Genomic DNA, 25,318 nt, shown 5'->3' on the forward strand with positions numbered 1-25,318 from the left:
GCCCACTCCTTCGTTTTTTGCGAAATGTGCTGTCCCGTCCGGGTTCGTTCAGGCCAGCACCTTTCCCGAGAATACATCTGCATGTGGTTTAGCGGCGGTATGCGAGCTTCCCCCGCAGGCTCGCGACGCCCCACACGGCCAGGAGCACTCCCACCAGCAGCAGCCCGGCGTCGCCCAGGTCAATTGAGCCCAGCCACGCAGTCACAGGGTCCTCGAGGCGGAACGCCGAGTTGACGAAGCCGCCGAGGGTGATCGCGGCAATGAACAGCGCTGAGAACGCGGATACGCCGGTAACGACGGCGTTGAAGCCCAGTTTGCGCCGGGGATCGGTGATGGCCGAGCGATACATGTTCAGCATAGCCACGCCATTGAGCGAATCGCAGAGCGTCATTGCCGCGGTGAAGGCGAGCGGCAGGGCCAGGAGCGCCAGCGGCGACACGCCGGCGAGGGACGCAGCCGTTGTCATCACCAGCAGGCCGATAGTTGTTGCCGTGTCAAAACCCAGCCCGAACAGGAACCCGATCACGTAGATGTTCCGCGGCCTTTGCACCCGCGCGAGCGGCCTGGCGAGCAGCCGCGCAATAACGCCCTTGGCCTCGAGATCGTCGACGTCGATCGTCCCGCCGGCGCGCGCAGTTCCATACAGCCGGGCGGCGCGCAGGAATGCCGAGCCGTTGAAGATCCCCATCGCCAGCAGGAACAACCCCGAAACTGCGCTGCCGACCAGTCCGAGCACCAGGTTGGAGGTGCTGCCCTCCTCCATAAACCTGCCCACCACGGTGGCACCCGAAACGACCAGGATCCCGGCAAGGACCACCACCGAACTGTGGCCAAGGCTGAACGCGAACCCGACGCTCACGGGCTGCTTGCCCTGTGCCACGAACTTCCGGGTGGAATTGTCGATCGCCGCGATGTGGTCCCAGTCGTAGCTGTGCTTGACGCCGGCCAGGTAGGCAGTGAGCACAAGGCCCAGCGCGAGCGGCTGGCTCGCGGTGCCAACCAACAGGAGGACGACGGCGGCGCAATGCAGGGCGGCGACGGTACCAAACGTCCAAGCCAGCCGGGTGGGCGCCGACAGGTGGTCGCGGCGTCGGTACAGGCTGGCCAGGTCCGTCAGTGCGGTCATCAGTGCTTCCTGAGATTCAATGGTTCCTGGCCGTACCATTTTCCGCGCAGGAGGGTGGTGCAGTCACCTAACAGGCGGTGGAGTTCGCCGGTGCTATTGGAGAGCGAACGCAGCACTAGGCCCCTGGTTTCGCCCCGCGAGGCTGTGAGTGAGATGCCTGTGTAGGCGTCATAAGCCGCTGTGAGCTCGTGGAACTGGTCCGCGAGCGTCTGGTCCACCCGCGGATCGACCACAACCAGGGACCCCAGATGGCTGAAGCCTTCCATGAAGCCGAGGCCAGTCACATCCCCAGCATTCGGCCGAATGAGGAGATTGTCCAGGGCGAGCAGGCCGCCGGACTCTCCCTCCACATGGATCTCGGCACGCAAGCGCAGTTCCTCGTATTTGAACGACGCCCCGTCGGGAGACCAGCCGGGGGTGATGATTTCACTCATGACCAGGCTCGACGTCGGACGCACACTAATGCGCGTATTCTGCCGGTAGCTGGCCTCCCGGTAGGCAATGAGCTGGTCAGGTGCCAACTCCAGCCGCGCCCCCTCCCCCAATTTCAGGTCCATCCGCTGCGCGGCAAACGACCCGGGAGTCCGATAGATCTTAGTGGCCGACTGCGTAGTCAAAAGCAGGGAAGCCCGAGCCTGGACCTCCACATCAACAAGATAAAGATCAGCCCCCAAATAAGCCCCACCAGGATTCACAAGAACAAAACAAACCTGCCCCGAATCATCAAGATAGTGCGGCCTTAAGACTCTTAAAGCGCCCCTGTGGTACTGATGCACCGCCACGGACTTCCCGCCGCGCTCAGCAATTTGCAAGGACAGCTGTCCCATCGGAGACATGGTCTGCGAGGCGGCGGAGCCGGATTTGGGGGCCGCGGCGTGGTGGAGCTCGCGATGGGCCCACTGCCGCGAGGGTCCCGACCCGAGCTTGCGAGGGTTGGGAGCGGCTGGGGACGGGCACGGCCCCAAATCCGGCGTAGCCGCCGGAGGTGAGGGGACTGTCAAAGGTGACCCCTGTTTGCGCTTTTGCAGAGGAACGGTCATGAAGCCAGGTCGAGCATCAGGACGTCGCGCCGAATCCATGCTATGACCTTATCCAACCCCTCGTCGGTCTTCAGGTTGGTGAAGCAGAAGGGCTTCTCACCTCGAAATTGCTTGGAATCCCGCTCCATCACGGACAGGTCAGCGCCAACATGGGGTGCCAGGTCCGTCTTGTTGATGATGAAGAGGTCGGCCTTGATCATCCCTTGGCCGGCCTTGCGCGGGATCTTCTCACCCTGCGCGACATCGATGATGTACACAGAGAAGTCCACCAGCTCCGGACTGAAGGTGGCGGAAAGGTTGTCGCCGCCTGACTCCACGAAGATCACTTGGAGGTCCGGGTGCCGCCGCTTGAGCTCCTCGATGGCCGCCGTGTTCATGGACGTGTCCTCGCGGATGGCAGTGTGCGGGCAGCCGCCGGTCTCGACGCCGATGATCCGGTCCTCGGGCAGGATTCCGTTGGCCGCCAGGATTTTGGCGTCCTCGATGGTGTAGATGTCGTTGGTGATGGCGGCCATCGAGATTTCTTCGCTCAGGTGCCGGGTCAGCCGCTCCACAAGCTGAGTCTTCCCTGCGCCGACGGGTCCTCCGATGCCGATCTTGATCGGTTCAGGCATGTGTCCTCCTACTGTTCCTAGCTCATGAACATACGCGCGCGCTGCCGCTCGTGGCGCATCTGCGAAATTTCCAGCCCGGGGCTCAGTGCCCCGAAGTCGTCCCAGCCGAGGTGCAGTATTCGCCCTACGGCGGCAGCGACGTCGTCGTGCGCTTTCCGCAGCACCCGTTGCCCCGCGTTCTGCCCCAGCGGAATGGCCCGCACAGCGTTCTGCGTCAGCGACGTCATGGTGGCGAAGAGGTACGCGGACAGCGCCTCCTCGAAGGGAACCCCCAAGGAGCGCGCGACGACGGCGAACGCCAGCGGCTGGTGGCCGTCGGCCCGGCCGTCGCGAACCAAGGCCCGGTACGCCTCCACCGCCGCGGACGGAAAGACTTCGGCCCCGATCTCCAGGAGCCGTCCGCCCATCTTGGTGCTCGCCTCACGCAACTGCCGCGGCAAAAGCTGGGCTGTGAGCAGGGACTCCAGCTCCTCAACAGGCGTGCCGTCGTACAGGAAGCGGATCGCCAACCCGTCCGAATACGTCAGCTGCTGCCCCACAAAAGCGGACAGCCAGGTGCTGAACGAGGCCTCGTCCCGCACCAGCCCGCGATCAATGTAGGTTTCAAACCCGAGGGAGTGGGCAAACGCGCCGGTAGGAAGCGCAGAGTCAGTGAGCTGCTGCAGGGCGAGCTGATAACTAGTGGCTGTGTTCGGCATGGCGGAAGGGCACCGGCATTATTCGTTCTTGGCGCGCATACGGCACGCCGACTTGTTTGAGGTAGTCCTCCACGGTGTGGTCGTACTGGCAGACCATTACCTCGCCCGCGTACTCGGAATCGGCGTCGAAGAACTGCGCCTGTAGATGCCGGTTCCCCAGCGAGTGTGCCACGATGCCCATCTCGTAGATGCTGCGCGGCGCGATCACCAGCACGTCCGTGGGCAGCACGGACACCACGACGACGTTCGCGTCGCCCACATGGAGGATGTCGCCGTCCCGCAGGTCCGGGTGGGCGGCAGGGAGCCGGATGCCCAGTTCCTTGCCGTGGTCCGTGGTGACCCGCTGGATGCGCTTGACCAGTTGGGCGCTCGGCAGGACCACCTTCTCCTTATGCAGCCTGGCGAGCGCTGCAGCCTCGGCCTGCGGCAACTCGTGCAGGTTGCCGAGGATCTTTTCTACGATCATGCTTGCTGTCCCCCTTTGTCCTGTTTCGTCTGGATTGGTTCTAGAAAAGGAAGTATCGCTGAGCCATCGGCAGCTCGTCGGCGGGCTCGCAGGTGACGTCCTCGCCGTCGACCTTCACCTGGTAGGTTTCCGGATCCACTTCGATGTTCGGAGTGGCGTCGTTGAACTTGAGGTCGGCCTTGCTCAGCGAACGGATCCCCGAAACCGGCCGGATCACCTTCTGCAGCCCGAGCTCCCCTGGAACCCCGGCGTCGATCGCGGCCTGGGAGAGGAACGTGATGGAGGACTGCTGGAGGGCTTTGCCAAAAGTGGCGAACATAGGGCGCATGGTGCGCGGCTGAGGAGTGGGGATGGACGCGTTGGCGTCCCCCATCAGCGCGTACGCAATCTGTCCGCCCTTGAGAACCAGCTCCGGCTTCACGCCAAAGAACGCCGGATCCCACAACACGAGGTCGGCAAACTTGCCCACCTCCACTGAGCCGATGGAGTCAGCCATACCCTGCGCAATGGCCGGGTTGATGGTGTACTTCGCCACGTAGCGCTTGAGCCGGAAGTTGTCGCTGTCAGCGGAACCATGCGTCCCGCCGTCGGCGTCTGTGCTGTCCCCTGCGCTGCCCCTGCGGGGGTCCTTCAAAACCCCGCGCTGCTTCTTCATCTTGTCCGCCACCTGCCAGGTGCGCGTGATCACCTCGCCCACGCGGCCCATGGCCTGGGAGTCGGAGGAGGTAATGGAGAAGATACCCATGTCCTGGAGGACGTCCTCGGCGGCGATGGTCTCAGCACGAATGCGTGAATCAGCGAAGGCCACGTCCTCCGGAATGTCCGGGTTCAGGTGGTGGCACACCATGAGCATGTCCAGGTGCTCTTCGATAGTGTTGCGCGTGTACGGGAGCGTGGGGTTGGTGGACGCCGGAAGGACGTTTGGCAGTCCAGCAATTTTGATGATGTCCGGGGCGTGCCCGCCGCCTGCGCCTTCCGTGTGGAAGGTGTGGATGACGCGGCCGTCGATAGCCCGAATGGTGTCCTCCACGAAGCCACACTCGTTGAGGGTGTCCGTGTGGATGGCCACCTGGACGTCGTATTCGTCCGCGGTGCGCAGCGACATGTCTATGGACGACGTCGTTGACCCCCAATCCTCGTGGACCTTGAGCCCAATGGCACCTGCGCGGATCTGCTCGGCCAGGGGCTCGACGGCGGACGCGTGGCCCTTTCCGAAGAAGCCGAGGTTGACGGGCAGGCCCTCGGCAGCCAGCAGCATCCGCTGGATGTGCCAAGAGCCGGGCGTGACAGTGGTCGCTTTAGTGCCCTCGGCCGGGCCAGTGCCGCCACCCAGCATGGTAGTCACGCCGCTGCTCAACGCCGTGGGCACCTGGTCCGGGGAGATGAAGTGGATGTGCGTGTCGATGCCGCCGGCCGTGAGGATCTTGCGTTCCCCGGCGATGATTTCCGTTCCCGCACCGATCACGATGTCCACGCCGTCGGAGATCTGCGGGTTGCCGGCCTTGCCGATGGCAAAGATGTGGCCGTCCTTGAGCGCGATGTCGGCCTTGTAGATGCCGGTGTAGTCGAGGACAACAACGTTGGTGATGACGGTGTCCGGCACCCCGCCGTCGGAACCATCACGGGTTGCCTGGCCGTTCTGGCCCATGCCGTCGCGGATGACCTTGCCGCCGCCGAACACTACCTCCTCGCCGTAGACGGTGTAGTCCTTTTCAATCTCGAGGAACAACTCGGTGTCCGCCAAGCGGATGGCGTCTCCCGTCGTCGGGCCGTAAAGGTCCGCATACTGCTTGCGGGGCAGTTCGAAGCTCACGCGGGGCTCCCTTCCGTGGTGGCGGTGTCAAGGGGGCCGTTAACCGCGTTGCTCAACCCGTACACTTCACGGGTTCCGGCGAGCGCCACCAGCTGCACCGTGCGGGAATCTCCGGGCTCGAAGCGCGCTGCCGTCCCTGCCGGGATATCGAGCCGCCTGCCGTAGGCTGCTTCGCGATCGAAGTCCAGTGCACTGTTGGCTTCGGCGAAATGGTAATGCGAGCCGACCTGGATGGGACGGTCGCCCCTGTTCACAACCTCGACGGCGATCGCGTCACGGCCGCTGTTGCATGGGATGGGCTCCGAGCGGAGCCGGTATTCACCTGGAATCATGCCGCCTCCTAACGGATCGGATCGTGGACGGTGACCAGTTTGGTGCCGTCGGGGAACGTAGCTTCAATCTGGACATCATGGATCATCTCGGGCACGCCTTCCATCACGTCGTCACGGGTCAGGAGGGTGGTTCCGTAGCTCATGAGCTCGGCCACGGTCCTGCCGTCACGCGCGCCTTCGATCAGTTCGTAGCTGATAATTGCGACGGCTTCCGGGAAGTTCAGCTTGAGTCCTCGGGACTGGCGACGGCGCGCTAGATCGGCGGCCACGACAATCATGAGCTTCTCCTGCTCACGGGGCATTAGATGCATGCGTACTCCTTCTGGCCGCGGCCTCATGGAACAACGCCGGCGAGGCCATCCCTGCCGAGCCTCCCGAACGGTTTGTGACCAGCGTAAGCCGTGGAGGTTTCAGTGAGATTTCGGACGGTTCCGTGGGGTTATCTCGGTTTCCGCGAGGCGCGGCGGCCCGTTGTCCCCCAGAAGGTCAGGGAACCCGATCTTTGATAAGCGCGTACGGAACGCTCGGGAGGTTTCCCGCCTTCCAAGGCTCTTCGGACGGCTCCGGCGGCAGCTCATGGCGGCCATCATGAAGGACCGTCACCACGGTTCCGATCATTGCTGTCAGGGACACAATCCCAAGGATGACCAGCAGGATTGCAACGGACATGGACACCTTCGAACACCTCGCCAGTTCCATCCTACGACCCAAAACCCTTCCCCAAGTGACTCGCATTTGTAGTCGTTAAAACGGCTCTTAGCGACAACAAATGCGAGTCACTTGGGAAGCTCAGGGCCCTGTTCGCCCGTCTGGCCCGGCGGTATGGTAAGCATACTGACGAATTAATGATTGGTTCGTCACGGCCTGTTCCACGTTCAAAGGAGACATTGTGAGCACGAAGGTTGAAAAGCGGATTCTCGTCAACGTCCCGGTGAGCACGGCGTACAACCAATGGACACAATTCGAGGACTTCCCCCACTTCATGGGTGGCGTGAAGAGTGTCAAGCAGCTGAGCGACGACCGCTTGGAATGGGTGGCGGAGATCGCCGGGGTACGGCGGCAGTGGCAAGCGAAAATCCTTGAGCAGGTCCCTGACCGCAAGATCGCCTGGGCAGCAACAGAAGGCGCAACCAACGCCGGAGCCATTGAATTCGAAGATGTCGGAGGCGGCCAGACCTCGCTGCGGCTGACGCTGGAGTACGAGCCTGAAGGCCTCGTGGAGAAGATCGGTGACAAGCTTCATTTGGTGGAGAACCGGGCGGAAGCAGACCTGAACAGGTTCAAGGCCTTCATCGAGGACGAGCGTTACGCGAGTGGCGCTTGGCGTGGCACCATCGGCGAAGGCGCCACTGCCGGAACGCCCGGAGTCGAAGACGCTGCCGCATCACAAGGTGACAGCGGCAAGGCTGGAGTGTCAGGAAAGGTAGTCGCGGGAGCCGCCGGGGTGGCGGCCGCTGCTGCGGCAGCAACCGCCGCCATGGGAAGCAAAGACAAAGAGTCGGACGCCCCATGGCCCTCTGACCCCGAGCCATCCAAATCCAGGCCAGCCAGTTTTGAGGACATGGGCACGGTGCGCGCCCCTTCAGGGGAAGCTTCTTCAACAGCCGACGCCGAACCCGAAGTGCCTGACGACGTGATCGCCCGCCCCTTCGACCAGACGAACGATCTGGTGGACACCTCAGGCGATTCTGACGAAACCGCCGCGAGCGATACGCGGAGTGCAGCCGAACGCGAGCGGTCGCGGAATGATGAGGCCGGAGTTATCCCGCCGGGGGCAGCAATTCCCCCGGGCGCGATCCCTCCGGCAGGAGGCAGCGCCGGTCCACGCTGACGGGTGAACACCGGCCGGCCAGAACTGACCGTGCACCAACTACCGGCCGGTGGGCTCCGTAGCCGCCGCATTTTCGGAGGCGATGCGGTGGTTCCGCCACCATCTGCGAACCAGGTCCACCAAGGCAAGAAGCCCCGCGATAGGGGAAAGCACCACGATGGTGTACACAAAAAGCAGCCAGCCCAGCGTAGCCAGCGGAGGCTGATGCCCGGTGAGCAGTGACAAGCCGCCCAACAGTGCGATTGTCCAGAAAATAACGACGACCAACAGCACCGCAGCCGCCGGGAAATACTCGTTCGTCACCACATTCATGAGAGTCGTCATGCTTGTCCTCCTGCCTGCTAATCCACGGGTTTCAACGCCCAGATTCAGTATGCGGCGAGCACATGCCGTAAGGGCGTCAAGACGCGGGAAGTGTGATGGAAAGAACCTCTCCCAACCACAGAAGGAGCCATCATGATCATCAGGGAGCACATTGACCGCTTGCTTGAAGGCAACGGAAACGTCATCGGTCAAGACGGCGAAAGAATTGGAGGCATCGGCCAGTTCTACGTCGACGATGTAGGCAACGAGCCAAGCTGGGTCACGGTCAAGACGGGCCTGTTTGGAACCCGGGAGTCCTTTGTCCCGCTCGAAGGGGCACGGATGGAGGGCGATGACCTCGTTGTCGCCTACACAAAGGAGCAGGTCAAGGAAGCCCCTTCCGTGGACCCCGAGGGCCACTTGGACCTGGCTGACGAGGACCTTCTCTACGAGCACTACCGGATGGGTGGCCTCCGTACTGCCAGGGGCCAGGCTTCCGTAGGAGTCCAGGAAGAATCCGTAGGAGTCCCGGAAGAAGCGGGAACCTTCGAGCGGGGCGACTACGGGGAGGCAGGCTATGTTGCGGCCGACGATGAGCAGACGGGCTACGTACGGAAAGACGAACAAGCGGCCACGCGACCGGTCGGCGACACACTACCGGTCGGCAATGAACAGGCAGGCTACGAGCGGGGCGACTATGGGGACGCCGGTATTGTGCGGGCCGAAGACGAGCAAGCAGGGTACGTGCAGGCCGATCGGGAAGACATGGTGAGCCGTCCACGGCTGCGGAAATACCTGACCACGGAGCGCCCGCCAGAGGGTCCCGATCATTTATGAGAACCAGGGCTGGAAAATCCAGGTGATGGAACCAACGGGAGGGGGCTTCGGCAACAAACACGCCGGGCCCCCTCCCGTCGCCGCCAACCAGTGGCACACTGGGGTTCATGCGTGAGTTGGTCGTCCTCGGCACTGCCTCGCAGGTCCCGACCCGGACCCGCAACCACAACGGGTACCTGCTGCGCTGGGACGGCGAGGGCCTGCTCTTTGATCCCGGAGAGGGAACGCAGCGGCAGATGATTCATGCCGGAGTGGCCGCCTCGCAGATCACGCGTATTTGCCTCACCCATGTCCATGGCGACCACTGCTATGGCCTGCCGGGCGTCCTTTCACGCATGGCACTGGACAAGGTGCCCCATCCGGTTCACTTGCACTACCCGGCGTCGGGTGAAGAGGTGGTCCGGGCCCTCGTTTCCGTCGCCTCCCCTGGCATAGACCTGCGGCTGCATCCGCATGGAGGCTTTGCGTACGGGGGCGTGGCACATGCGGGGCCTAACCATAGGGCTGCTGAGCCGATCGCGCCGGGACTGGAAGTGCGGCCCTTGAACCACCGCATCGAAGCCTATGGCTACCGGCTCATGGAGCCCGACGGCCGGACATTCCTGCGGGAGCGGCTTGCTGCCGCTGGGATTACAGGGCCCGACATCGGCCGCCTGCACCGCGAAGGGGGCCTGGACGGAGTGCGCCTGGAGGACGTGAGTGTTCCGCGGCCCGGCCAGCGCTTCGCCTTCATCATGGATACGGCCCCCTGTGAGGGTGCGGAGGAGCTGGCGGAGGGGGCGGATCTTCTCGTCACGGAATGCACATTCAGTGACGACGACGCCGAGCTCGCCTCGCAGTTCCGCCATCTCACCGCAGGGCAGGCGGGCGATCTGGCGGCATCCGGCGGCGCCGGGACCCTTGTCCTCACCCACTTCTCCTCGCGATACGGGGACGTCGCCCCACTCGCTGAACAGGCTCGAAGCCGGTCCGCTGGAGCTCGGGTGTTGGCTGCGATGGACCTGGACCGGATCCAATTTCCGCCGCGCCGGGTGCATCCCTCCTAAAGGCAGACGCCTTCCAGGTTGGTGACTATTTGTGAGTTGTCGGCGCCGAACGGGCCCTCCTGAACCAGGCTGCCATCGGCGAGGGCCGCGATGACGTCGTCGATCTCGTCGTTGAAACGGAACGATCCGATCAGTTCGAGTTCCCGCGTAATGGGGAGTGAGATCGGGACCGGCTGATCTCCGGTGGGAAGCAGGCCGACCATTATGACGCGACCGCCCCGCCGAGCACCCCGGATGGCAGAAGCCAGTCCTCGGTGGTTGCCCGAGGACTCGATCACGACGTCCGCCTCGGTGGCGTTGATGGCTTCAACGTCGGTTGCCTGGACTGTTCGCGTGGCGCCGAGTGCCCGGGCGATCTCCAAGGGTTTCTCGTGGAGGTCCACGGCTGTGATTTCTTTGGCGCCGGCCCGTTTGAGAGTGGCGACGCTGAGGGCGCCGATGGGTCCGCTGCCGATGACAAGGGCGTTCTTGCCTCGGATGTCACCTGCCCGGGACGCTGCGTGCCATGCGACACTTGCCGGCTCGATGAGGGCGGCGGTCTTTAAGGGGATACCCGGCGGGATGGTTCGAAGCATCCGGGCAGGGAGCACGGCATATCTGACGAACGCACCATCCGTATGAGGAAATTGGGCGGCGCTGCCGAGGTAAGTGCACCCCGGCGATAAGTTTGGCCGGTTTTGAGGATATTTGGCATGATCTCCATCCGGTGTGGCCGGATGGACAGCCACGGCTGTTCCTGCAGACGGTCCGCTCCGGTTGGAGGCGGCACGAAGGACAATGCCCACAACCTCGTGCCCAAGGACCATAGGGGCCTTCAGCACCGATTCACCGGCTGCTCCATGCATCCAGTAATGCAGGTCTGAGCCTACTCGGAGAACTTTCGTGCCGGCCTCGCCCTCACATGCGCCCGCTGACCCTGCGGCCCAAACAGCGACAGATACTCCACAGCCTGATTGTCGGCGTTGCCCATCCAGTGCGGCAGGCGTGTGTCGAACTCGGCCGCCTCACCGGCGGCCAGGACCAGCTCCTTGTCGCCCAGCACCAGGCGGAGTCTGCCGCTGAGAACATAGAGCCACTCATAGCCCTCGTGTGTGCGAGGATCCGGTTCAGCCGTCCGCTCCGTAGCCGGAAGCAGGTGCTTGTATGCCCGCAGCCCTCCGGATCGCGGAGTCAGCGGAATGATGGTGGTCCCGAAGCGGCGGATGGGACGTAGATGCACCCTCGGGTCTCCTGTTGGCGGAGCACCCACCAGCTCATCGATGGCCACCCCATGTGCCCGTGCCAGGGGCAACAGCAGTTCCAGCGTCGGACGCCGCTGGCCGGATTCCAGCCGCGACAGCGTGCTGACGGAGATGCCCGTGGAAGCCGAGAGCTCCGCCAGCGTGGTCTTGCGCTCCTTTCGCAGGACTCGCAGTCGGGGTCCGACGGCGTCGAGCACCGTTTCCAAGTCAAGGTCCATTCCGCAATTTTGCCAGTCCGGCAAAAACCTTTGCCAGCCGGACGGCTACACCTGAAGACTGGAAGGGCAGCCTGCTCCCAAGGCACGGGCTGCGTCAACGACCAGTGATAACCAGAAGGTGCGCGATGACAAACGGATCCAGCCAGTGGCCAGGCAGTGACAATTACGGGGACAGCTATGACGTCGCTATCGTCGGCGGGGCGCTGCAGGTCTCAACGCAGCCCTAACGCTGGCGCGGGCCCGGCGCTCGGTCCTGGTGGTGGACTCAGGCCAGGCCCGGAACGCCCCGGCCGGACACGTCCACAACTACCTCGGACGCGAGGGCACGCCCCCTGCCGAGCTGTACCGGGACGGCCGCCTGGAGGTCATCGGCTACGGCGGCCAAATCGTGGAGGGCACTGTTACCGGCGTTCAGCGCGACGACGACGGGATGTTCCGCCTTGAGGCGGCCTACAGCACCGCCCACAGCACCCGGGCCCACCGCGTCATACGGGCCCGTCGGCTCCTGGTGACCAGCGGCCTTGTAGACCAACTGCCTGATATAGAGGGGCTGGCCGAGCGCTGGGGAAAGGACGTCCTCCACTGCCCGTACTGCCATGGCTGGGAGGTGCGCGACCAGGCTATCGGCATCATCGCGACCAATCTCACCATCGCCATGCACCAGGCCCTGCTCTGGCGGCAGTGGAGTGACGACGTCGTACTGTTCCTGCACACTGCGCAGGAACCTTCCGCGGATCAACTTGAGGAACTAGCTGCCCGCGGTATACCCCTTGTCGCGGGGGAAGTGGCCGCCGTGGAATCCGGCGCCAACGGCCTGACCGGAGTCCGGCTGCACAGCGGCCAGATGGTGCCACGGCAGGCCGTCGCCATCATGACGCGCCTTGAGGCCCGCGCCGGATTCCTCGCGGACCTGGGCCTGCTGGCGAGCGAACAGTACGTCGGAGAAGTTTCGATAGGCACGGCAATTCCCGCCGGGCCTACCGGTGCCACCGACGTACCCGGCGTTTACGTCGCAGGCAATGTCACCAACCCCATGGCACAGGTAATCGTTGCGGCCGGGGCTGGGCTCGGTGCCGGAGCTGCCATAAATGCGGACCTAATGGCCGAGGACACCCGTAACGCCGTCGAACACTATCGGCCGGGTCAGCCTTCGCACTCGATGCAGTAGGCCTGGCCGTTGGACTCGCGGGCAATCTGCGAGCGGTGGCGGACCAGGAAGCAGGAGAAGCAGGTGAACTCATCCTCGGCCTGGGGAATGACGACGACGGTCAGCTCCTCCCCGGAGAGGTCGGCGCCGGGCAGCTCAATACCGTCGGTAGTGTCAGCCTCGTCCATCTCGCGGACGACGCTGCGGGCGTCCGGAGCGTTGGCGGACTTAAGGGCCTCCAGGGAGGCGTTCCGCGATTCCGCGACGTCGGAGCGGATTTCGTCATAATCGGTTGCCACAGGTTCTTTTCTCTCTGCTTCGACTGGATCTGTCGGGATAGAACCGTACACTATGGACCCTTGGATTCCATGATCGGCGGCCGGAATGACGTTATTCCGGCCGCCGAACGGTAAAAACAGCGCTTGGAACGCTTAAAACAGGGGCAGAACGAAGCCTGACGCCAGCGCAGCCACTCCGATGGCCGTAAGGAGTCGGCCAACCACGAGGAAGGGCTCGCCGGGCGAGTCTGGTGCGGTCGTCCGGCACAGCGAAGGATCCCGCCTCTCGTAGTAGACAACGAGGTCATGACCGGCCTTGAGGCCCCGGGCGTCCCCCGGCTCGAGCAGCGCACTGTGGACCTCGTGCAGGTGATCGAACCATCTCACGCCTATGCCGCCGTCGTCCTGGTAAACCACCCCTTGCGTGGAGATCCAGGCGACCTGGAACCGTGCGACGACCGCCGCAGCCACCCACAGGATGATTCCGAGGGGAAGGCACAGCCAGGTCAGGACTTCCAGGATGGGGCCGGCCATATCAAGAACCTCGGGCATGGTCATGATGGTATCGCGGCGCTGGAGGATGAGTCCTCCCGGCATGTAACGCTCGACGGCGTCTGGTTGGCAGCGCCGCGCCCGTTGCGAACGGAGCGCCTTAGGGAAACACCCCTGAGCCGGTCCCGCAGCTTCAATCCACTGTGCCTGCTTTGCAGGACCAGGGCGAACAGGCCTGCGGCGAACACAGCTATGCCGCCGACGGCGACAGCCCAGCGGGCCCCGAACTCGGTGCCGATCCAGCCGATCAAAGGGGCCCCCAACGCGGTTCCGCCCTGCATGACCGCCATGTACAAGGCCAACACACGACCCCGGAACTGCGGTTCCACCGAGAGCTGGATACTTGTGTTGCAGCTGTTCAGGAACGTCAGCGACGCCAGGCCTACCAGGACCAGGGACGCGGCGTAGAGCCAAAACGAGGGCATCACGCTGCCGGCGAGGGTGAAGACTCCCAGTCCGATCGCGCCGCCGAGGACAAGCCGCAGGCGGGGTCCCTGGCGTCGCGCGGCGAGAAGGGCGGCAGACAGTGTCCCCACCGCCATGATGGAGCCCAAAAGTCCGTACTCCCCCGGGCCCTGGCCGAACACCGCCGTCGCCATAAGCGCATTGGTGACTTGGAAGTTCATGCCGAAAATCCCCACCAGCCCCACCAAGGCCAGGATCAGCATGAGGTCAGGACGCCCTCGCAAGTATCGGAGTCCCTCCACTACCTGATGCTTGCCGGACGGCGCCTGCACAGACGGGAACAGCTCTGCACTGCGCATCCGCCACAGGGACAGGATGACGGCGGCGAAACTTGCGGCGTTAAGCAAGAACACCGGCCCTGTGCCGATCCAGGCGATGAGGACCCCGGCGATACCCGGACCGGCGAGGCGGGTGATGTTGAAGGAGGCCGCGTTAAGGGCCACTGCGTTGGGCACGTCCTCCGATCCCACCACTTCAGAAACAAAAGCCTGGCGGGCAGGGCCGTCAAAGGCGCTGGCCACACCCAGGCAAAGGGCGGCAACATAGACCTGCCACAGCTGCGCCCAACCTGTCACCACCAGAACGCCCACCGCCATGGCACACAAACCCATAGCCGTCTGGGTCCACAAGAGGATCACCCGCTTGCGGTAACGGTCGGCCAGGACACCGGCATACGGGCCAAGAAACATGATGGGCAGGAACTGCAGCCCTGTGGTGATTCCGACAGCCGTGCCGGAGTGATCCGTGAGCACAGTCAGCACCAGCCAGTCCTGGGCTACCCTCTGCATCCAGGTCCCGACATTGGACACGAGCGCTCCGGCCACCCACAGACGGTAGTTGCGGATTTTCAGGGCACGGAACATCTTGTTCATCTGCCGCTCAGCTCCTGCATCAGCCAAGCGGCACGGCTCAGGGTGCGGCGGTCCTCCTCGCTCAACACTGCGACCCGTTGCGCGAGCCACGCGGTGCGCTGGCTGCGCGCCTCGTCAAGAACGGCTTCACCCGCAGGAGTAATCGCGGCAAGCACCTGGCGCCCGTCTTTCGGATGGCCGGACCGGGCCACAAAGCCCTGCTCGGCCAGCAGGTTGACGATTCGAGTCATCGACGGCGCCTGCACTCTCTCGCGCTCCGCCAGTTCCCGCGGCGTGAGGGGCCCATAGTGCAAGTGGGCCAGCACGGCGTACTGGCCGGGGGAAATAAGGTCCCCGCTTGCTTCCGTGCGCAGTCTCCTTGATGTCCGCATGATTGCGGTCCGCAACTCGATGGCCAAGATGGCGGGCCGAACGTCCTCCGCCAACTGCTCGGGCTCCCCTGGATGCGGTTCCGTGTTCATTGTTTGGCCTACTCTCGGTGCTGCTTGGATTGACGTTGGATTAGTTAGCACTGCTTATTAGCTATGCTAACTACATTTCGGGCGGTGGCCAAGGGCGGTAGTTTGCGGAGTTTTTTTTGAACCAGTAGCGCGCGCGGGCTTCGGTGGCTTCTTGCAGCGACGCGGTCCAAACACCTAGCGTTCGGATCATGGCCGCACTTGAGGGATCCGCTCGTCACGGACGCACGACGCCGACACTGCTTCCGTAGCCTGCCTCGCCGTCGTCGCTCTATCCGCCGCCTGCGGGACGTTCACTTCAGGTTCCACCATGCCGGCGCCCATGCCCCGTGGTCCCGGAATGAGCTCTGGTGACTACGCCATTAGGTTCGGCAGCATTGGCGGCCGTACGTTGATGACAGTGCGCGTCCCATGTGCCTCCTACGCCGTCAGGGTCAGCATCGCTGGCGAAACAATCACGCCTGAACCTGGGACGCTAGAAAGTTATGTAGGCACCTGCAACTTCCCGTGGGATGAGGAACAAAAGCGGATGGCACGGCATCTTCAGGCTCCGATTCAGTTCGCGCGACGGGAATCGGAGATCGTGCTGCACAATCCTGAATGGGGCGTAACTCTCTTCCGCACCCCATACGAGGCCGCCTGATTTTCCGGCCAACTACCCAGTGAGGGACAAATGACATGAAGTCCTAAAGGCCACCGCCACACTTCGGCACAACCGTCAGGGAGCAGTTTCGGAAAAGGAGGTTTCCACGGCAGTCCAGGTGGGCAACTACACGCATCCAGCCCAACTTCGGCTAAACAGATACCCAATACACCATCCGTATACACCATCCGTGTTCCTGCCGTGGCGGACCTGGTCATCTGGGGCGTCTCCACGAGATGCCTCCACCTCATGTAAGGGCATGCGCCGCATGCCTTACCTTCGCTAGCTGGCAAGGCCCTCGGACAACGGCCGGAAAGCATGGACAAGGGCGTCGCGCACGGCAACGACGCTGTCCCGTTCCAGCGCAGCTGACCGGGCAATGGCCACGATGAACCGCCGGGAGTCAGCCGGCAGGACGGCAATTGGGCTTTCGGTGGGGCGCAGCCCGATCATGAGGGGCGTGGCCAGCGTAATCCCCACCCCTGATTCCGCGAGGGCGATCGAGACGGCGGTATCCGTGACCGTGTGCTGAACCCTTGGTTCGATGCCCGCCTTTGCGCAGGCGAAGCGGCACGCCTTGCCGAAAAAGCTGTCCACAGGTGGCAGGATCCAGTCGCTGGTATTGGCATACTCCACCAGGGCCGCGGGGTCGTCGATAAGCGCGCGGGCAGCGGCCGGAAGCACCATGAGGAACGGTTCCCGGTGCAGTTTCGACGTCACGAGGCCGCGCTGCGGCGGCTGGGGCGCGTCGGAATAGTTCAATCCCAAGGCGATGTCGATCTGTCCTTCCAGGACAGCCTGCGGCATGGTCTCGACGTCGACCTCCGCCGCCTGAATGGCGACGTGCGGGGCCGTCTCGCGCAAGTGTCCTATGGCCGGCTGGATGGCAGAGACCGCCGCCGATCCAAAGACGCCGACGGAAACCACCATGCGTTGTTCGGACTGCGGTCCGCTGAGGGCAGCGGCCGCCTTCCGCTCGTCGTCAAGGAGGATGCGTGCGTGGCGCAGAAGGGTCATGCCGGCGTCGGTAAGTGCAACCCGGCGACCGTCACGGGCGAAGATCGGGCGGGACAATCCGCCCTGCAGCGCGGCCATCTGCTGCGAAACGGCGCCGGGCGTGAATCCCAAGGCTTCAGCCGCTGAGGTCATGGTGCCCAGCTCGGCGACCACTTTGAAAGTCCTCAGCTGTTCGAGAGTCCACTTCATATAGCAACTCTATACGAAAAGTTAAAGATTCATCGATTGACCTAAACCTTTCGGGATCTGATGCTTGACGTATTAGACGTTTTTGGGAGGATCACAGTGCATCGAAATCATGTGGACAATGTTGTCCCGTTGAAGGCGCCCGCTGGGGCGTTGCCAGCCGCAGCCCAGGTTGTCATTTTGGGCGGCGGAATCATGGGCACAAGCATTGCCTACCATTTGGCCGAGGCCGGTGTGCGGAACGTGGTGCTGATCGAGCGGAACAGCCTCGGCTCCGGCTCATCCGCAAAGCCCCTGGGCGGAGTGCGCGCCACGTTTTCCGACCCCGGAAACATCAAACTCGGCCACCGCAGCCTCGAAGCCTTTGAGCGCTTCGGCGAGAAGTTCCGGACCGACATTGGACTGCACCAGGTGGGATACCTCTTCCTGTGCCGGAACGAAGCCGAGGTGCTGCAGGTTGAGGACAGCACCCACATCCAGAACCGGCTGGGCGGGTCCAGCCGCATGCTTACCCCCGAGGAGGCCCAGGAAATCAATCCGTTCCTGGAACCCAAAGCCCTCCTGGCGGCGTCCTACTCCCCTAGGGACGGTTTTGCCCAGCCTTCCAAAGTGGTCAAGGCCTACGCAGAGGCCGCCCAGGAGCTGGGAGTGACCATCTGCCAGGACACCGAAGTGCTGGACATCGATGCGAGCGGAGATGCCGTACAGGCCGTTCACACCAACCGTGGCTCAATCCGGACGTCGACGGTGATTTGTGCTGCCGGAGCCTGGTCCACCCGGCTGGGTGCCATGGCCGGCGTCCACCTGCCGATCCAAGCTGTCCGCCGCCAGATCGGCATGACTCCCCAGCTGAGCACGCCTTTCCCGACCGTTCCCTTCACGCTTGACCTGTCAACCACCCTCTACTTCCACAACTACCTCAACGGGATGCTCCTGGGCATCTCGAACCAGGACCAGGAACCGGGATTTTGCCGGGAGTTCGACTACCAGTGGCTGCCGGCCTTCAACCGGGCAGCGGAAGTTGTCGCCCCCGCCCTCGCACATCAGGAACTGGACGTGGGGTGGGCCGGGCTCTATGAGAACACTCCCGACCACAACGCCATGATCGGTTCCTCGGACACCGTTCACGGCTTCATGTACGCCACCGGCTTCTCTGGCCATGGCTTCCTCCAAGGACCGGCAGTAGGGGAGCTGGTCAGGGACATGTACCTGGGCAGGGAATCCTTCATGGATCCTGAACCGTTCAGCGCGGCTCGGTTCGCCGGCGAACTTTCGCCGCTGAGGGAAGTCCACATCATCTGATCTGCCCAGTGCCGGCAGCACATCACTCGACCACTACGACAGCACCAGAAAGGACACAAAGCCCATGACAACGACGACGAAGCTTCAGCTCTGGGAACTGCGGGCCGAGTTCGCGCTCCGGCTGGCTACGCTCTACGGCAAGGAAGTACCGGCCTACAACACCCTCGTGGACGTCTCCCGAGAGGTCAACGAGGACTTAATCCGTAAGAACGGGGAAGACGCGGAGAGGCTGGGAAGCATCCATCGCGTGACCGCAGAGCGCCATGGAGCCATCCGTGTGGGATCGGCACGCGAACTCGCCCAGGTAGCGCGCGTTTTTGCGGCCTTTGGAATGTACCCGGTGGGTTTCTATGATCTGCGGGACGCCTCCAAGAGTTCGGTTCCCGTGGTTTCCACCGCGTTCCGCCCGATCGATGCTGCGGAGCTGGCCAGGAACCCGTTCCGGGTCTTTACCTCAATGCTTGCCCATGACGACCGGCGCTTCTTTGACGAGGAAACCGAGAAGCAGCTCGAATCCTTCATCGGGGCGCGGACCTTGTTCAGCGAGGAACTCCTCGAGCTCGCCGACAAGGCCAGCGCCGAAAAAGAGCTGTCCGAGGCCGAGGCGGCCCGTCTTTTGGACCTGGCGACGACGGCGTTCGAGCTGTCGCAGGAACCTGTCGACCATGACTGGTACTTCAAGCTGGAGCGCATTTCGGCGGTAGCGGCTGACATCGGCGGCGTTCCCTCCACCCACATCAACCACCTCACGCCCCGGGTCCTGGATATCGACGATCTCTACGCCCGCATGGAAGCCCGAGGCATCGCCATGATCGACGAAATCCAGGGCCCGCCGAACTGGGAAGGACCCGACATCCTCCTCCGCCAGACCTCGTTCCGCGCACTCGCCGAGGAACGCAGCTTCCGACATTCCGACGGCGAAGTCCGTCCCGGCTCGCTGCGCGTCCGCTTCGGTGAAGTCGAGCAGCGTGGCATCGCGTTGACCGAACGCGGCCGGGACGTCTACGACCGCATGGTGGCCGAAGTGGACAGCCTCCTGGCAGCAGCCCCTGCGGGAACTACCCGGATCGACGTAGCCACCGAGGTCTGGCGTAAAAACCTGCCCAATACCGAGCGGGAACTGGCCCTTCAGGGGCTGGCTTTCTTCACCTACCGGGTCGCCAATCCTGGCCCCGCCTCCGGGCGGGAATCGGCGTCGTTACGTGAACTGGTCGACGCCGGGAGCCTGGTTCCCGAGCCAATTGTCTACGAGGACTTCCTGCCCCGTTCCGCGGCAGGGATTTTCCAGTCGAACCTCACCGATGACGGTTCCCGCGACGACAAACAGCTCGGCACCCCGTACGACATCAACCGCCTGTCGGAGGTCCTGGGAAGCCGGATCTTCGACCCCACCGAGCTGTACGCCGCCCAGCAGGCGGCGTCACTTGCGGCAGCCGAAGGTCAGCTCAACCTCACCATCACCGACCGCCCGTTCTAGTCACTACCCGGTTCTAGTCACTTCTTTGATCAAAGCACTACCGAAGGAAAGGCAATCATGCCCACGTTGACATCCTCCATTCCGGCCACTTCCGAAATCACGGCAGAGGTCAGCAAGAGCCTCAAGGCCATCGGCGTCGATCCAACCTCACTGGAGGGAACACGGGAAACGCGATCTCCGATCACTGGCGAGGTGATCCTCCACACCAAGGTTCACAATGACGAGGAAATCGAGTCCGCCATCGCCCAGGCCTCCGAGGCCTTCAAGACCTGGCGGAACGTCCCGGCGCCTGTCCGCGGCGCGCTAGTCAAGCGATGGGGTGAACTGCTGACCGAACACAAGGAGGACGTCGCCACCCTGATCACCTCCGAGGTGGGCAAGATCCGCTCCGAAGCGCTGGGCGAAGTCCAGGAAATGATCGACATCGCTGACCTGGCCGTGGGCCAGTCCCGCCAGCTCTACGGCAAGACCATGCCCTCCGAGCGCCCGGGCCACCGCCTCGCCGAAACCTGGCACCCGCTCGGCGTCGTCGGCATCATCTCCGCCTTCAACTTCCCGGTGGCGGTGTTCGCCTGGAACACGGCCCTCGCCCTCGTCGCGGGGGACACTGTGGTATGGAAGCCCGCAGACGCCACGCGCCTCTCGGCCCTCGCCGTCGACACGCTCCTGGCCCGCGCCGCCAAGGACGTCGGAGCGCCCGAAGGCATTCACCACCTGCTTCTTACTGACAGGGTGGGTGGACAGAAGCTGGTGGAGGACCCCCGCATCGCCCTCGTGTCCGCCACCGGTTCGGTGCGCATGGGCCAGGAAATCGCGCCGATCGTGGCCAGGCGTTTCGGCCGGGCTCTGCTGGAACTGGGCGGCAATAACGGTGCGATCGTGGCGCCGTCGGCCGACCTGGACCTGGCCCTGCGCGGCATCGTCTTCGCCGCCGCGGGCACCGCCGGCCAGCGCTGCACCTCCCTGCGCCGGCTGATCGCGCACTCCTCCATCGCGGACACCCTAGTGGGCCGGATCGTGGACGCCTACCGCACACTCAACATCGGCAGCCCCACGCTCGACGACACCCTCGTCGGACCACTGATCAACGCCGGCAGCTTCCAGGCCCAGCAGAAGGCGCTGACCCAGGCAGTGACTGAAGGTGGCGAGGTCGTTTACGGCGGCAACCGCGTGCTGGCCGACGACCAGCCGGAGGCCTACTACGTCGAACCGGCTGTGGTCCGCATGCCAGCACAGACGGCGGTAGTTCACGACGAGACCTTCGCGCCCATCCTCTACGTGATGACCTACGAGACCCTGGACGAAGCAATCGAGATCCACAACAGCGTCCCCCAGGGCCTCTCCTCGGCCATCTTTACCCAGGACCAGACCGAGGCTGAGCGGTTCCTGTCAGCCAGCGGTTCCGACTGCGGCATCGCCAACGTCAACATCGGCACGTCCGGCGCGGAAATCGGCGGCGCCTTCGGCGGGGAAAAGGAAACAGGCGGAGGCCGCGAGTCGGGATCCGATTCTTGGAAGGCCTACATGCGCCAGGCGACCAACACCGTGAACTTCTCCGGAGAACTGCCGCTCGCCCAGGGCGTGAAGTTCCTCTAACCCGACCAGCAACTGGACTGACCACGTATGCGGTGGCTGCCTTCGGGCGGTCACCGCATACCCCTTTCACCACCCGCTCAAAGGAAGACCAACTGTGACTAAAACCAAGGACCTGGAAGAGGAACTCGGAGGACGTGTCCTGACCGAGCCTGCCGAGCTGCTTCGCTACAGCGCCGATGCATCCCGCGCAAAGCCCCAAGGCCTGCCCCTGGCAGTCCTCACAGCCCACTCCGCCCAGGACGTTGCCGCAGGGGTACGCTGGGCCGCTCGAAACAACGTCCCGGTCTCCGTCCGCGGCGCAGGCACCGGCCTGGCCGGCGGCGCCGTAGCTTATCCCCAAGGCCTGGTGATTTCCCTCGCCGAGATGGACGCCATCGTGGGCATTGACCCGGGCAATCGTCTGGCAGAGGTCCACGCTGGTGTCATCACCGCAGATATCGACGCGGCCGCCGCGGAATACGGATTGATGTACGCCCCGGACCCGGCGAGCTATCGGCAGTCCACCATCGGCGGAAACATCGCCACCAACGCTGGTGGCTTGCGCTGCGTGAAATACGGGGTCACCACCGACAGCGTTGCGGGCCTGGAGGTTGTCCTGGCCAACGGAGAGACCATCAGGACCGGGTCAAAAACCCGCAAGAACGTAGTGGGCTACGACCTGACCAGCCTCTTCGTTGGTTCCGAAGGCACCCTGGGAATCGTCACCGGTGCGACGCTCCGTCTCCGGCCCCGCCCTGCCGGAAACGCGGTCACCTTCCGTGCGACCTTCCCCTCAGCGGCCGCTGCAGGACGGGCAGTCACCGCCATCATGAACAGCTCGGTCGTTCCGGAAGTCCTTGAGCTAATGGACCGGGCCAGCGTGGAGATTGTCGAAAAGTTCCATCCAACCGGACTATCCACCAACGGTGCCGCGATCCTGGTGGGGCAGTTCCTGTCACTGACGTCCGACGTCGACGCCGCGACGGCTGCGCGGCTCTGCCGGGAAGCGGGCGCCACCGACGTCGAGCAGGCCGAAGGAGATGTCCTCCTCGAGGCCCGGCGCGTCTCGGGCAAGGCGCTGGATGCGAGGGGCCTGCGTGCCTCCTGTGATGTGGCCGTTCCCATCGCCCGACTGGCCGACATGTTCGAGGCGCTGGACAAGATCAGCTCCAACGAAAATGTCGCCATCCCTACTTTCGCCCACGCCGGGGACGGCAACCTGCATCCTTCGGTGGTCATCGGGGACGAGTCCCCCGAGGCCTACGCAGAGGCCGAACGCATCCTGGATCTCATCACGGACCAGGCGCTCATGCTGGGCGGGACCATCAGCGGGGAACACGGGGTCGGTTCGCTCAAGTACGGATCACTGGGCAAGCAGTTGGATCCCGCCGCACGCTCCGCCCACCTCATGATCAAGAATGCCTTCGACCCCCAGGGCATCCTCTCCCCCGGCCGCGGCGTCTAGGAGACTGCAGCCCGCCGTCGGGCCAGGCGTCCCGACGTCGGGCGTCGCAACGTCGGGCTCTAGCAGGAAAGCACGAAGCGGCGGCCCCCACAAGGGGGCCGCCGCTTTGTCATTGCGTTCGGAATTGCCTACTTGATGAGCCGCGCGTCTCCCGTATCGGCAGCGGAGGCGTCCAGGCCGTTGGCGGTCAGGATTTCCTTGAGCTTGCCGTTCTCACGCAGCGTCTTCAAGTCCTCGTTCAGCGCCGCCAGCAGCTCCGTGTTCTTCTGCGGAACGGGGATACCAATCTGGGCCGCTTCCTTGGACGCGGCGATTGCATCATTGGGCTTGATGACCGCTACCTCGAAGTCCCCCTTTTTGTTGAATTGGGCTGAGCCGTAGCTGTCAATCCCGACGTCGATGCGGCCCGCTGCCAGGTCCTGGTTCATGTTCAGCGTGGTGGGGTACACCTTCAGGGAATCGCCGAGGAGCTTCTTCATGTCGTCCACCCACAAGTACCCGTCAACGGTTCCCACCGACTTGCCCTGAAGCTGTTCGGCGTCGTCAATACCGTCTTTGGAGATGATGGCCATCTGGTCGGTGTAGATGGGATCCGTGAGTCCCACGATTTCCGCCCGGGCCGCAGTGCGGTACCAGGCGGCGATGGAGACGTCAGCGCGGCCGGCCTGCACAGTGGGGATGTTCGCAGCGGTGGCCACGGACTTGGCCGAGACCGTCAGGCATTCCATCTCGGCGATCGCGTTGATGATGTCACCATCCACACCCGTTACTTTGCTTCCTTCAAGCTTCGAGAAGGGCGGGAGGTCGTACAGGACCACCGAGAGCTTTCCCGGTGCGACCGTCTGGAACGTATGGGCAGGTTTGCAATCGGCGCTTTGGGCACTGCTGGCGGCGGCGCTGCAGCCAGTCAGAGCCGTCACTGCTATAGCCAGGGCTGCCATGACAGCGGTCTTCTGGTACTTCATCGGTCTCCTTGAGTTGGGTGGGGTTTGGGACGCAGTTGCAGTTCGGGGAGGCGGAGGACTAGAGATGCTGGGCCAGGCGCTTTTCGGCCCTGCCGGTGAGCCAGCTGGCAGGAATAGTGATTGCCGCGTACATCAGGCCCGCCAGGAGCAGCACGCTGAGGTAGTTGAAGGTGGTGGAACCGATCGAGTAGGCCTGGCTCAGTAGTTCCGGAAGGGCGACCGTGTAAGCCAGGGATGTGGCCTGGAAAATGAGGATGGCGAAACCAATCAGCGACGGGATGGCTACCCTGAACCCTTGCGGGATGACGATGAAGCGGAGAGTGTCCTTCCGATTCATGCCGAGCGCACCCGCTGCTTCTGTCTCCCCCTGCGGCACTGCCTGCAGCCCGCCTCGAAGGATTTCGCTGGTGTACGCCGCGGTCGTTGCCGCCAGGGCGACCACACTCGCCGCCATGGATGTCAGGGTCAGCCCGCTGGCCGGAAGCCCGAAGTAGAAGATCTGGAGGACTACCAGGGCAGGGGTGCCGCGGCCAATCTCGACAACGCCAATGATGAGCACCCTGACGAGCTTGTTTTTGCTGCCGGCGCCGATCGCCAGTAGGAGTCCCCCGGGAATGCCGATCGCCAGGCTTAGCAGCGCCACCTGGACGCTGACGCCCAGACCCGCCAGGAGCTCCGGCAGGTATGACGGCCAGTCAGTGAAGATGTTCATCGCGCTACTCGCATTCGCAGTCGGGCATCCAGCGCCCGGGTAGCCCAGGCACAGGGAATGGTCATGATGACGTACACCAGGGCGGCGATGAAGAAGGGGCCCAGGGCGTCCGAGCTTTGCCGGGACTGGTCATTGGCGAAGTACACGATTTCCGTCACGCCGATGGTGTAGGCCACAGAGGAATCCTTGATCAGCCCGATCGCGTAGCTGGCCGCCGCCGGGACGGAGACCCGGAAGACCTGCGGGCCGATGATGAAGGTCAGCACCGACTGCCGGCCCATCCCCAGGGCCTCACTGGCCTCCCACTGACCCTGCGCAACCGCCGATAGTCCACCGCGGTAGATCTCGGCCATGTAGGCGCAGGAAATCACGCCCAGGCCGACGATGGCCGACGTCAGCGGGTCCAGCTGGGGAAGGGCCGTGCCGAGGCCGAAATAGATGATGAAGAGCCACACGATGGGTGGGATGCCGCGAAGGATCTCGATCAGGGAGACGGCCAGGAACCGAAGAGCGGGGATCTGCGAGCGCCGGCCCAGTGCAAGGGGAATGCCGCCCACGGCGCCGATGGCGAGCGCCGACACAGTCAGTCCGATGGTCATCGGCACGCCTTGAAGGACGGTCAGGAAGATGTCCACCGGC

The 25,318-nt window shown here is 63.8% G+C and carries 27 protein-coding genes and 1 pseudogene; 8 read left to right on the forward strand and 20 right to left on the reverse strand.

Annotation, left to right across the window (positions count from 1 at the left end; genetic code table 11):
• Positions 1-88: 88 nt before the first annotated feature.
• The 9 genes from J7E82_RS15980 to J7E82_RS16020 all read right to left on the reverse strand — a co-directional run bounded on the left by J7E82_RS15980 (position 89) and on the right by J7E82_RS16020 (position 6,758).
• A complete protein-coding gene (locus J7E82_RS15980) occupies positions 89-1,126 on the reverse strand; it encodes a HoxN/HupN/NixA family nickel/cobalt transporter (RefSeq protein WP_214864356.1) in 1,038 nt (345 codons plus the stop codon).
• Positions 1,126-1,962: an urease accessory protein UreD gene (locus J7E82_RS15985; protein ID WP_214864454.1), complete on the reverse strand. Its 837-nt coding sequence runs from the start codon at positions 1,960-1,962 to the stop codon at positions 1,126-1,128. The genes J7E82_RS15980 and J7E82_RS15985 overlap by 1 nt, the downstream gene beginning before the upstream one ends.
• A 200-nt stretch (positions 1,963-2,162) precedes the next feature.
• Positions 2,163-2,780, reverse strand: coding sequence for an urease accessory protein UreG (gene ureG, locus J7E82_RS15990; protein WP_214864357.1), 618 nt, complete (start codon positions 2,778-2,780; stop codon positions 2,163-2,165).
• A gap of 17 nt (positions 2,781-2,797) precedes the next feature.
• Positions 2,798-3,478, reverse strand: coding sequence for an urease accessory protein UreF (locus tag J7E82_RS15995; protein ID WP_214864359.1), 681 nt, complete (start codon positions 3,476-3,478; stop codon positions 2,798-2,800).
• Positions 3,459-3,944 carry an urease accessory protein UreE gene (gene ureE, locus J7E82_RS16000; RefSeq protein WP_214864361.1) on the reverse strand — a complete coding sequence of 162 codons (486 nt, stop codon included), beginning with the start codon at positions 3,942-3,944 and terminating at the stop codon, positions 3,459-3,461. The genes J7E82_RS15995 and ureE overlap by 20 nt, the downstream gene beginning before the upstream one ends.
• Positions 3,945-3,984: 40 nt before the next feature.
• Positions 3,985-5,757, reverse strand: coding sequence for an urease subunit alpha (ureC, locus tag J7E82_RS16005; protein WP_214864363.1), 1,773 nt, complete (start codon positions 5,755-5,757; stop codon positions 3,985-3,987).
• Positions 5,754-6,089, reverse strand: coding sequence for an urease subunit beta (locus J7E82_RS16010; RefSeq protein ID WP_214864364.1), 336 nt, complete (start codon positions 6,087-6,089; stop codon positions 5,754-5,756). Before J7E82_RS16010 ends, ureC begins: the two co-directional genes overlap by 4 nt.
• Positions 6,090-6,097: 8 nt before the next feature.
• Positions 6,098-6,400 (reverse strand): urease subunit gamma, encoded by a 303-nt coding sequence (locus tag J7E82_RS16015; protein ID WP_214864366.1) that lies wholly within the window; start codon positions 6,398-6,400, stop codon positions 6,098-6,100.
• Between the two features lie 175 nt (positions 6,401-6,575).
• Positions 6,576-6,758: a hypothetical protein gene (locus tag J7E82_RS16020; RefSeq protein WP_251041987.1), complete on the reverse strand. Its 183-nt coding sequence runs from the start codon at positions 6,756-6,758 to the stop codon at positions 6,576-6,578.
• A gap of 220 nt (positions 6,759-6,978) precedes the next feature.
• Here J7E82_RS16020 and J7E82_RS16025 point away from each other — a divergent pair, with 220 nt between their 5' ends.
• Entirely contained in the window at positions 6,979-7,920 is a 942-nt protein-coding gene (locus tag J7E82_RS16025) for an SRPBCC family protein (RefSeq protein WP_214864370.1), read from the forward strand.
• Between the two features lie 39 nt (positions 7,921-7,959).
• Here J7E82_RS16025 and J7E82_RS16030 read toward each other — a convergent pair whose 3' ends face one another.
• The gene (locus J7E82_RS16030; protein WP_214864372.1) at positions 7,960-8,244 is read right to left on the reverse strand and encodes a hypothetical protein; all 285 of its coding nucleotides are present in this window, start codon (positions 8,242-8,244) and stop codon (positions 7,960-7,962) included.
• Positions 8,245-8,376: 132 nt separating this feature from the next.
• On the opposite strand from J7E82_RS16030, the gene J7E82_RS16035 reads away from it, so the two are divergent.
• Positions 8,377-9,060: a PRC-barrel domain-containing protein gene (locus J7E82_RS16035; RefSeq protein ID WP_214864374.1), complete on the forward strand. Its 684-nt coding sequence runs from the start codon at positions 8,377-8,379 to the stop codon at positions 9,058-9,060.
• A 107-nt stretch (positions 9,061-9,167) separates the two neighbouring features.
• On the forward strand, positions 9,168-10,106 hold the full coding sequence (locus J7E82_RS16040; RefSeq protein ID WP_214864376.1) for a ribonuclease Z: 939 nt from the start codon (positions 9,168-9,170) through the stop codon (positions 10,104-10,106).
• A 65-nt stretch (positions 10,107-10,171) separates the two neighbouring features.
• Here the strand turns inward: J7E82_RS16040 and J7E82_RS16045 are convergent.
• Positions 10,172-11,080 (reverse strand): annotated as a pseudogene (locus J7E82_RS16045) (zinc-binding dehydrogenase); the annotation flags it as partial.
• Entirely contained in the window at positions 10,972-11,565 is a 594-nt protein-coding gene (locus J7E82_RS16050; protein ID WP_214864380.1) for a helix-turn-helix domain-containing protein, read from the reverse strand. The pseudogene J7E82_RS16045 and the gene J7E82_RS16050, both read right to left, overlap by 109 nt.
• A 259-nt stretch (positions 11,566-11,824) precedes the next feature.
• On the opposite strand from J7E82_RS16050, the gene J7E82_RS16055 reads away from it, so the two are divergent.
• A complete protein-coding gene (locus tag J7E82_RS16055) occupies positions 11,825-12,733 on the forward strand; it encodes an NAD(P)/FAD-dependent oxidoreductase (RefSeq protein ID WP_308113889.1) in 909 nt (302 codons plus the stop codon).
• Here J7E82_RS16055 and J7E82_RS16060 read toward each other — a convergent pair.
• The 5 genes from J7E82_RS16060 to J7E82_RS16080 form a co-directional block, all read right to left on the reverse strand.
• Complete coding sequence (locus J7E82_RS16060) at positions 12,709-13,011, reverse strand: DUF4193 domain-containing protein (protein ID WP_214864382.1); 303 nt, start codon at positions 13,009-13,011, stop codon at positions 12,709-12,711. The two genes, J7E82_RS16055 and J7E82_RS16060, sit on opposite strands and share 25 nt — an antisense overlap.
• A 132-nt stretch (positions 13,012-13,143) precedes the next feature.
• Positions 13,144-13,542: a hypothetical protein gene (locus J7E82_RS16065; RefSeq protein ID WP_214864384.1), complete on the reverse strand. Its 399-nt coding sequence runs from the start codon at positions 13,540-13,542 to the stop codon at positions 13,144-13,146.
• A 2-nt stretch (positions 13,543-13,544) separates the two neighbouring features.
• Positions 13,545-14,879: an MFS transporter gene (locus tag J7E82_RS16070; RefSeq protein ID WP_214864387.1), complete on the reverse strand. Its 1,335-nt coding sequence runs from the start codon at positions 14,877-14,879 to the stop codon at positions 13,545-13,547.
• Positions 14,876-15,340, reverse strand: coding sequence for a MarR family transcriptional regulator (locus J7E82_RS16075; protein WP_214864389.1), 465 nt, complete (start codon positions 15,338-15,340; stop codon positions 14,876-14,878). Before J7E82_RS16075 ends, J7E82_RS16070 begins: the two co-directional genes overlap by 4 nt.
• Positions 15,341-16,262: 922 nt before the next feature.
• Positions 16,263-17,186, reverse strand: a complete 924-nt coding sequence (locus tag J7E82_RS16080) for a LysR family transcriptional regulator (RefSeq protein ID WP_214864391.1) — start codon at positions 17,184-17,186, stop codon at positions 16,263-16,265.
• Positions 17,187-17,282: 96 nt separating this feature from the next.
• Here J7E82_RS16080 and J7E82_RS16085 point away from each other — a divergent pair, with 96 nt between their 5' ends.
• The 4 genes from J7E82_RS16085 (at position 17,283) to J7E82_RS16100 (ending at position 23,002) form a co-directional block, all read left to right on the forward strand.
• Positions 17,283-18,485, forward strand: a complete 1,203-nt coding sequence (locus J7E82_RS16085; RefSeq protein WP_308113890.1) for an FAD-binding oxidoreductase — start codon at positions 17,283-17,285, stop codon at positions 18,483-18,485.
• 64 nt (positions 18,486-18,549) lie between these two features.
• On the forward strand, positions 18,550-19,962 hold the full coding sequence (locus tag J7E82_RS16090) for a VOC family protein (RefSeq protein WP_214864395.1): 1,413 nt from the start codon (positions 18,550-18,552) through the stop codon (positions 19,960-19,962).
• Between the two features lie 57 nt (positions 19,963-20,019).
• Positions 20,020-21,558 carry an aldehyde dehydrogenase family protein gene (locus tag J7E82_RS16095; protein ID WP_214864397.1) on the forward strand — a complete coding sequence of 513 codons (1,539 nt, stop codon included), beginning with the start codon at positions 20,020-20,022 and terminating at the stop codon, positions 21,556-21,558.
• Between the two features lie 94 nt (positions 21,559-21,652).
• Positions 21,653-23,002, forward strand: a complete 1,350-nt coding sequence (locus J7E82_RS16100; RefSeq protein ID WP_214864399.1) for an FAD-binding oxidoreductase — start codon at positions 21,653-21,655, stop codon at positions 23,000-23,002.
• Positions 23,003-23,130: 128 nt separating this feature from the next.
• On the opposite strand, the gene J7E82_RS16105 is transcribed toward J7E82_RS16100, so the two are convergent.
• Genes J7E82_RS16105 through J7E82_RS16115 form a run of 3 tightly spaced genes read right to left on the reverse strand, consistent with a single transcriptional unit; the run spans position 23,131 to position 25,314 of the window.
• On the reverse strand, positions 23,131-23,967 hold the full coding sequence (locus J7E82_RS16105) for an ABC transporter substrate-binding protein (RefSeq protein ID WP_214864401.1): 837 nt from the start codon (positions 23,965-23,967) through the stop codon (positions 23,131-23,133).
• Between the two features lie 58 nt (positions 23,968-24,025).
• On the reverse strand, positions 24,026-24,679 hold the full coding sequence (locus tag J7E82_RS16110) for an amino acid ABC transporter permease (RefSeq protein ID WP_214864403.1): 654 nt from the start codon (positions 24,677-24,679) through the stop codon (positions 24,026-24,028).
• Positions 24,676-25,314 (reverse strand): amino acid ABC transporter permease, encoded by a 639-nt coding sequence (locus J7E82_RS16115; RefSeq protein ID WP_308113892.1) that lies wholly within the window; start codon positions 25,312-25,314, stop codon positions 24,676-24,678. Before J7E82_RS16115 ends, J7E82_RS16110 begins: the two co-directional genes overlap by 4 nt.
• Positions 25,315-25,318 lie beyond the last annotated feature (4 nt).

Origin of the sequence: Arthrobacter sp. ISL-30 (assembly GCF_018613855.1) — a bacterium.
Taxonomy (GTDB): Bacteria; Actinomycetota; Actinomycetes; order Actinomycetales; family Micrococcaceae; genus Arthrobacter.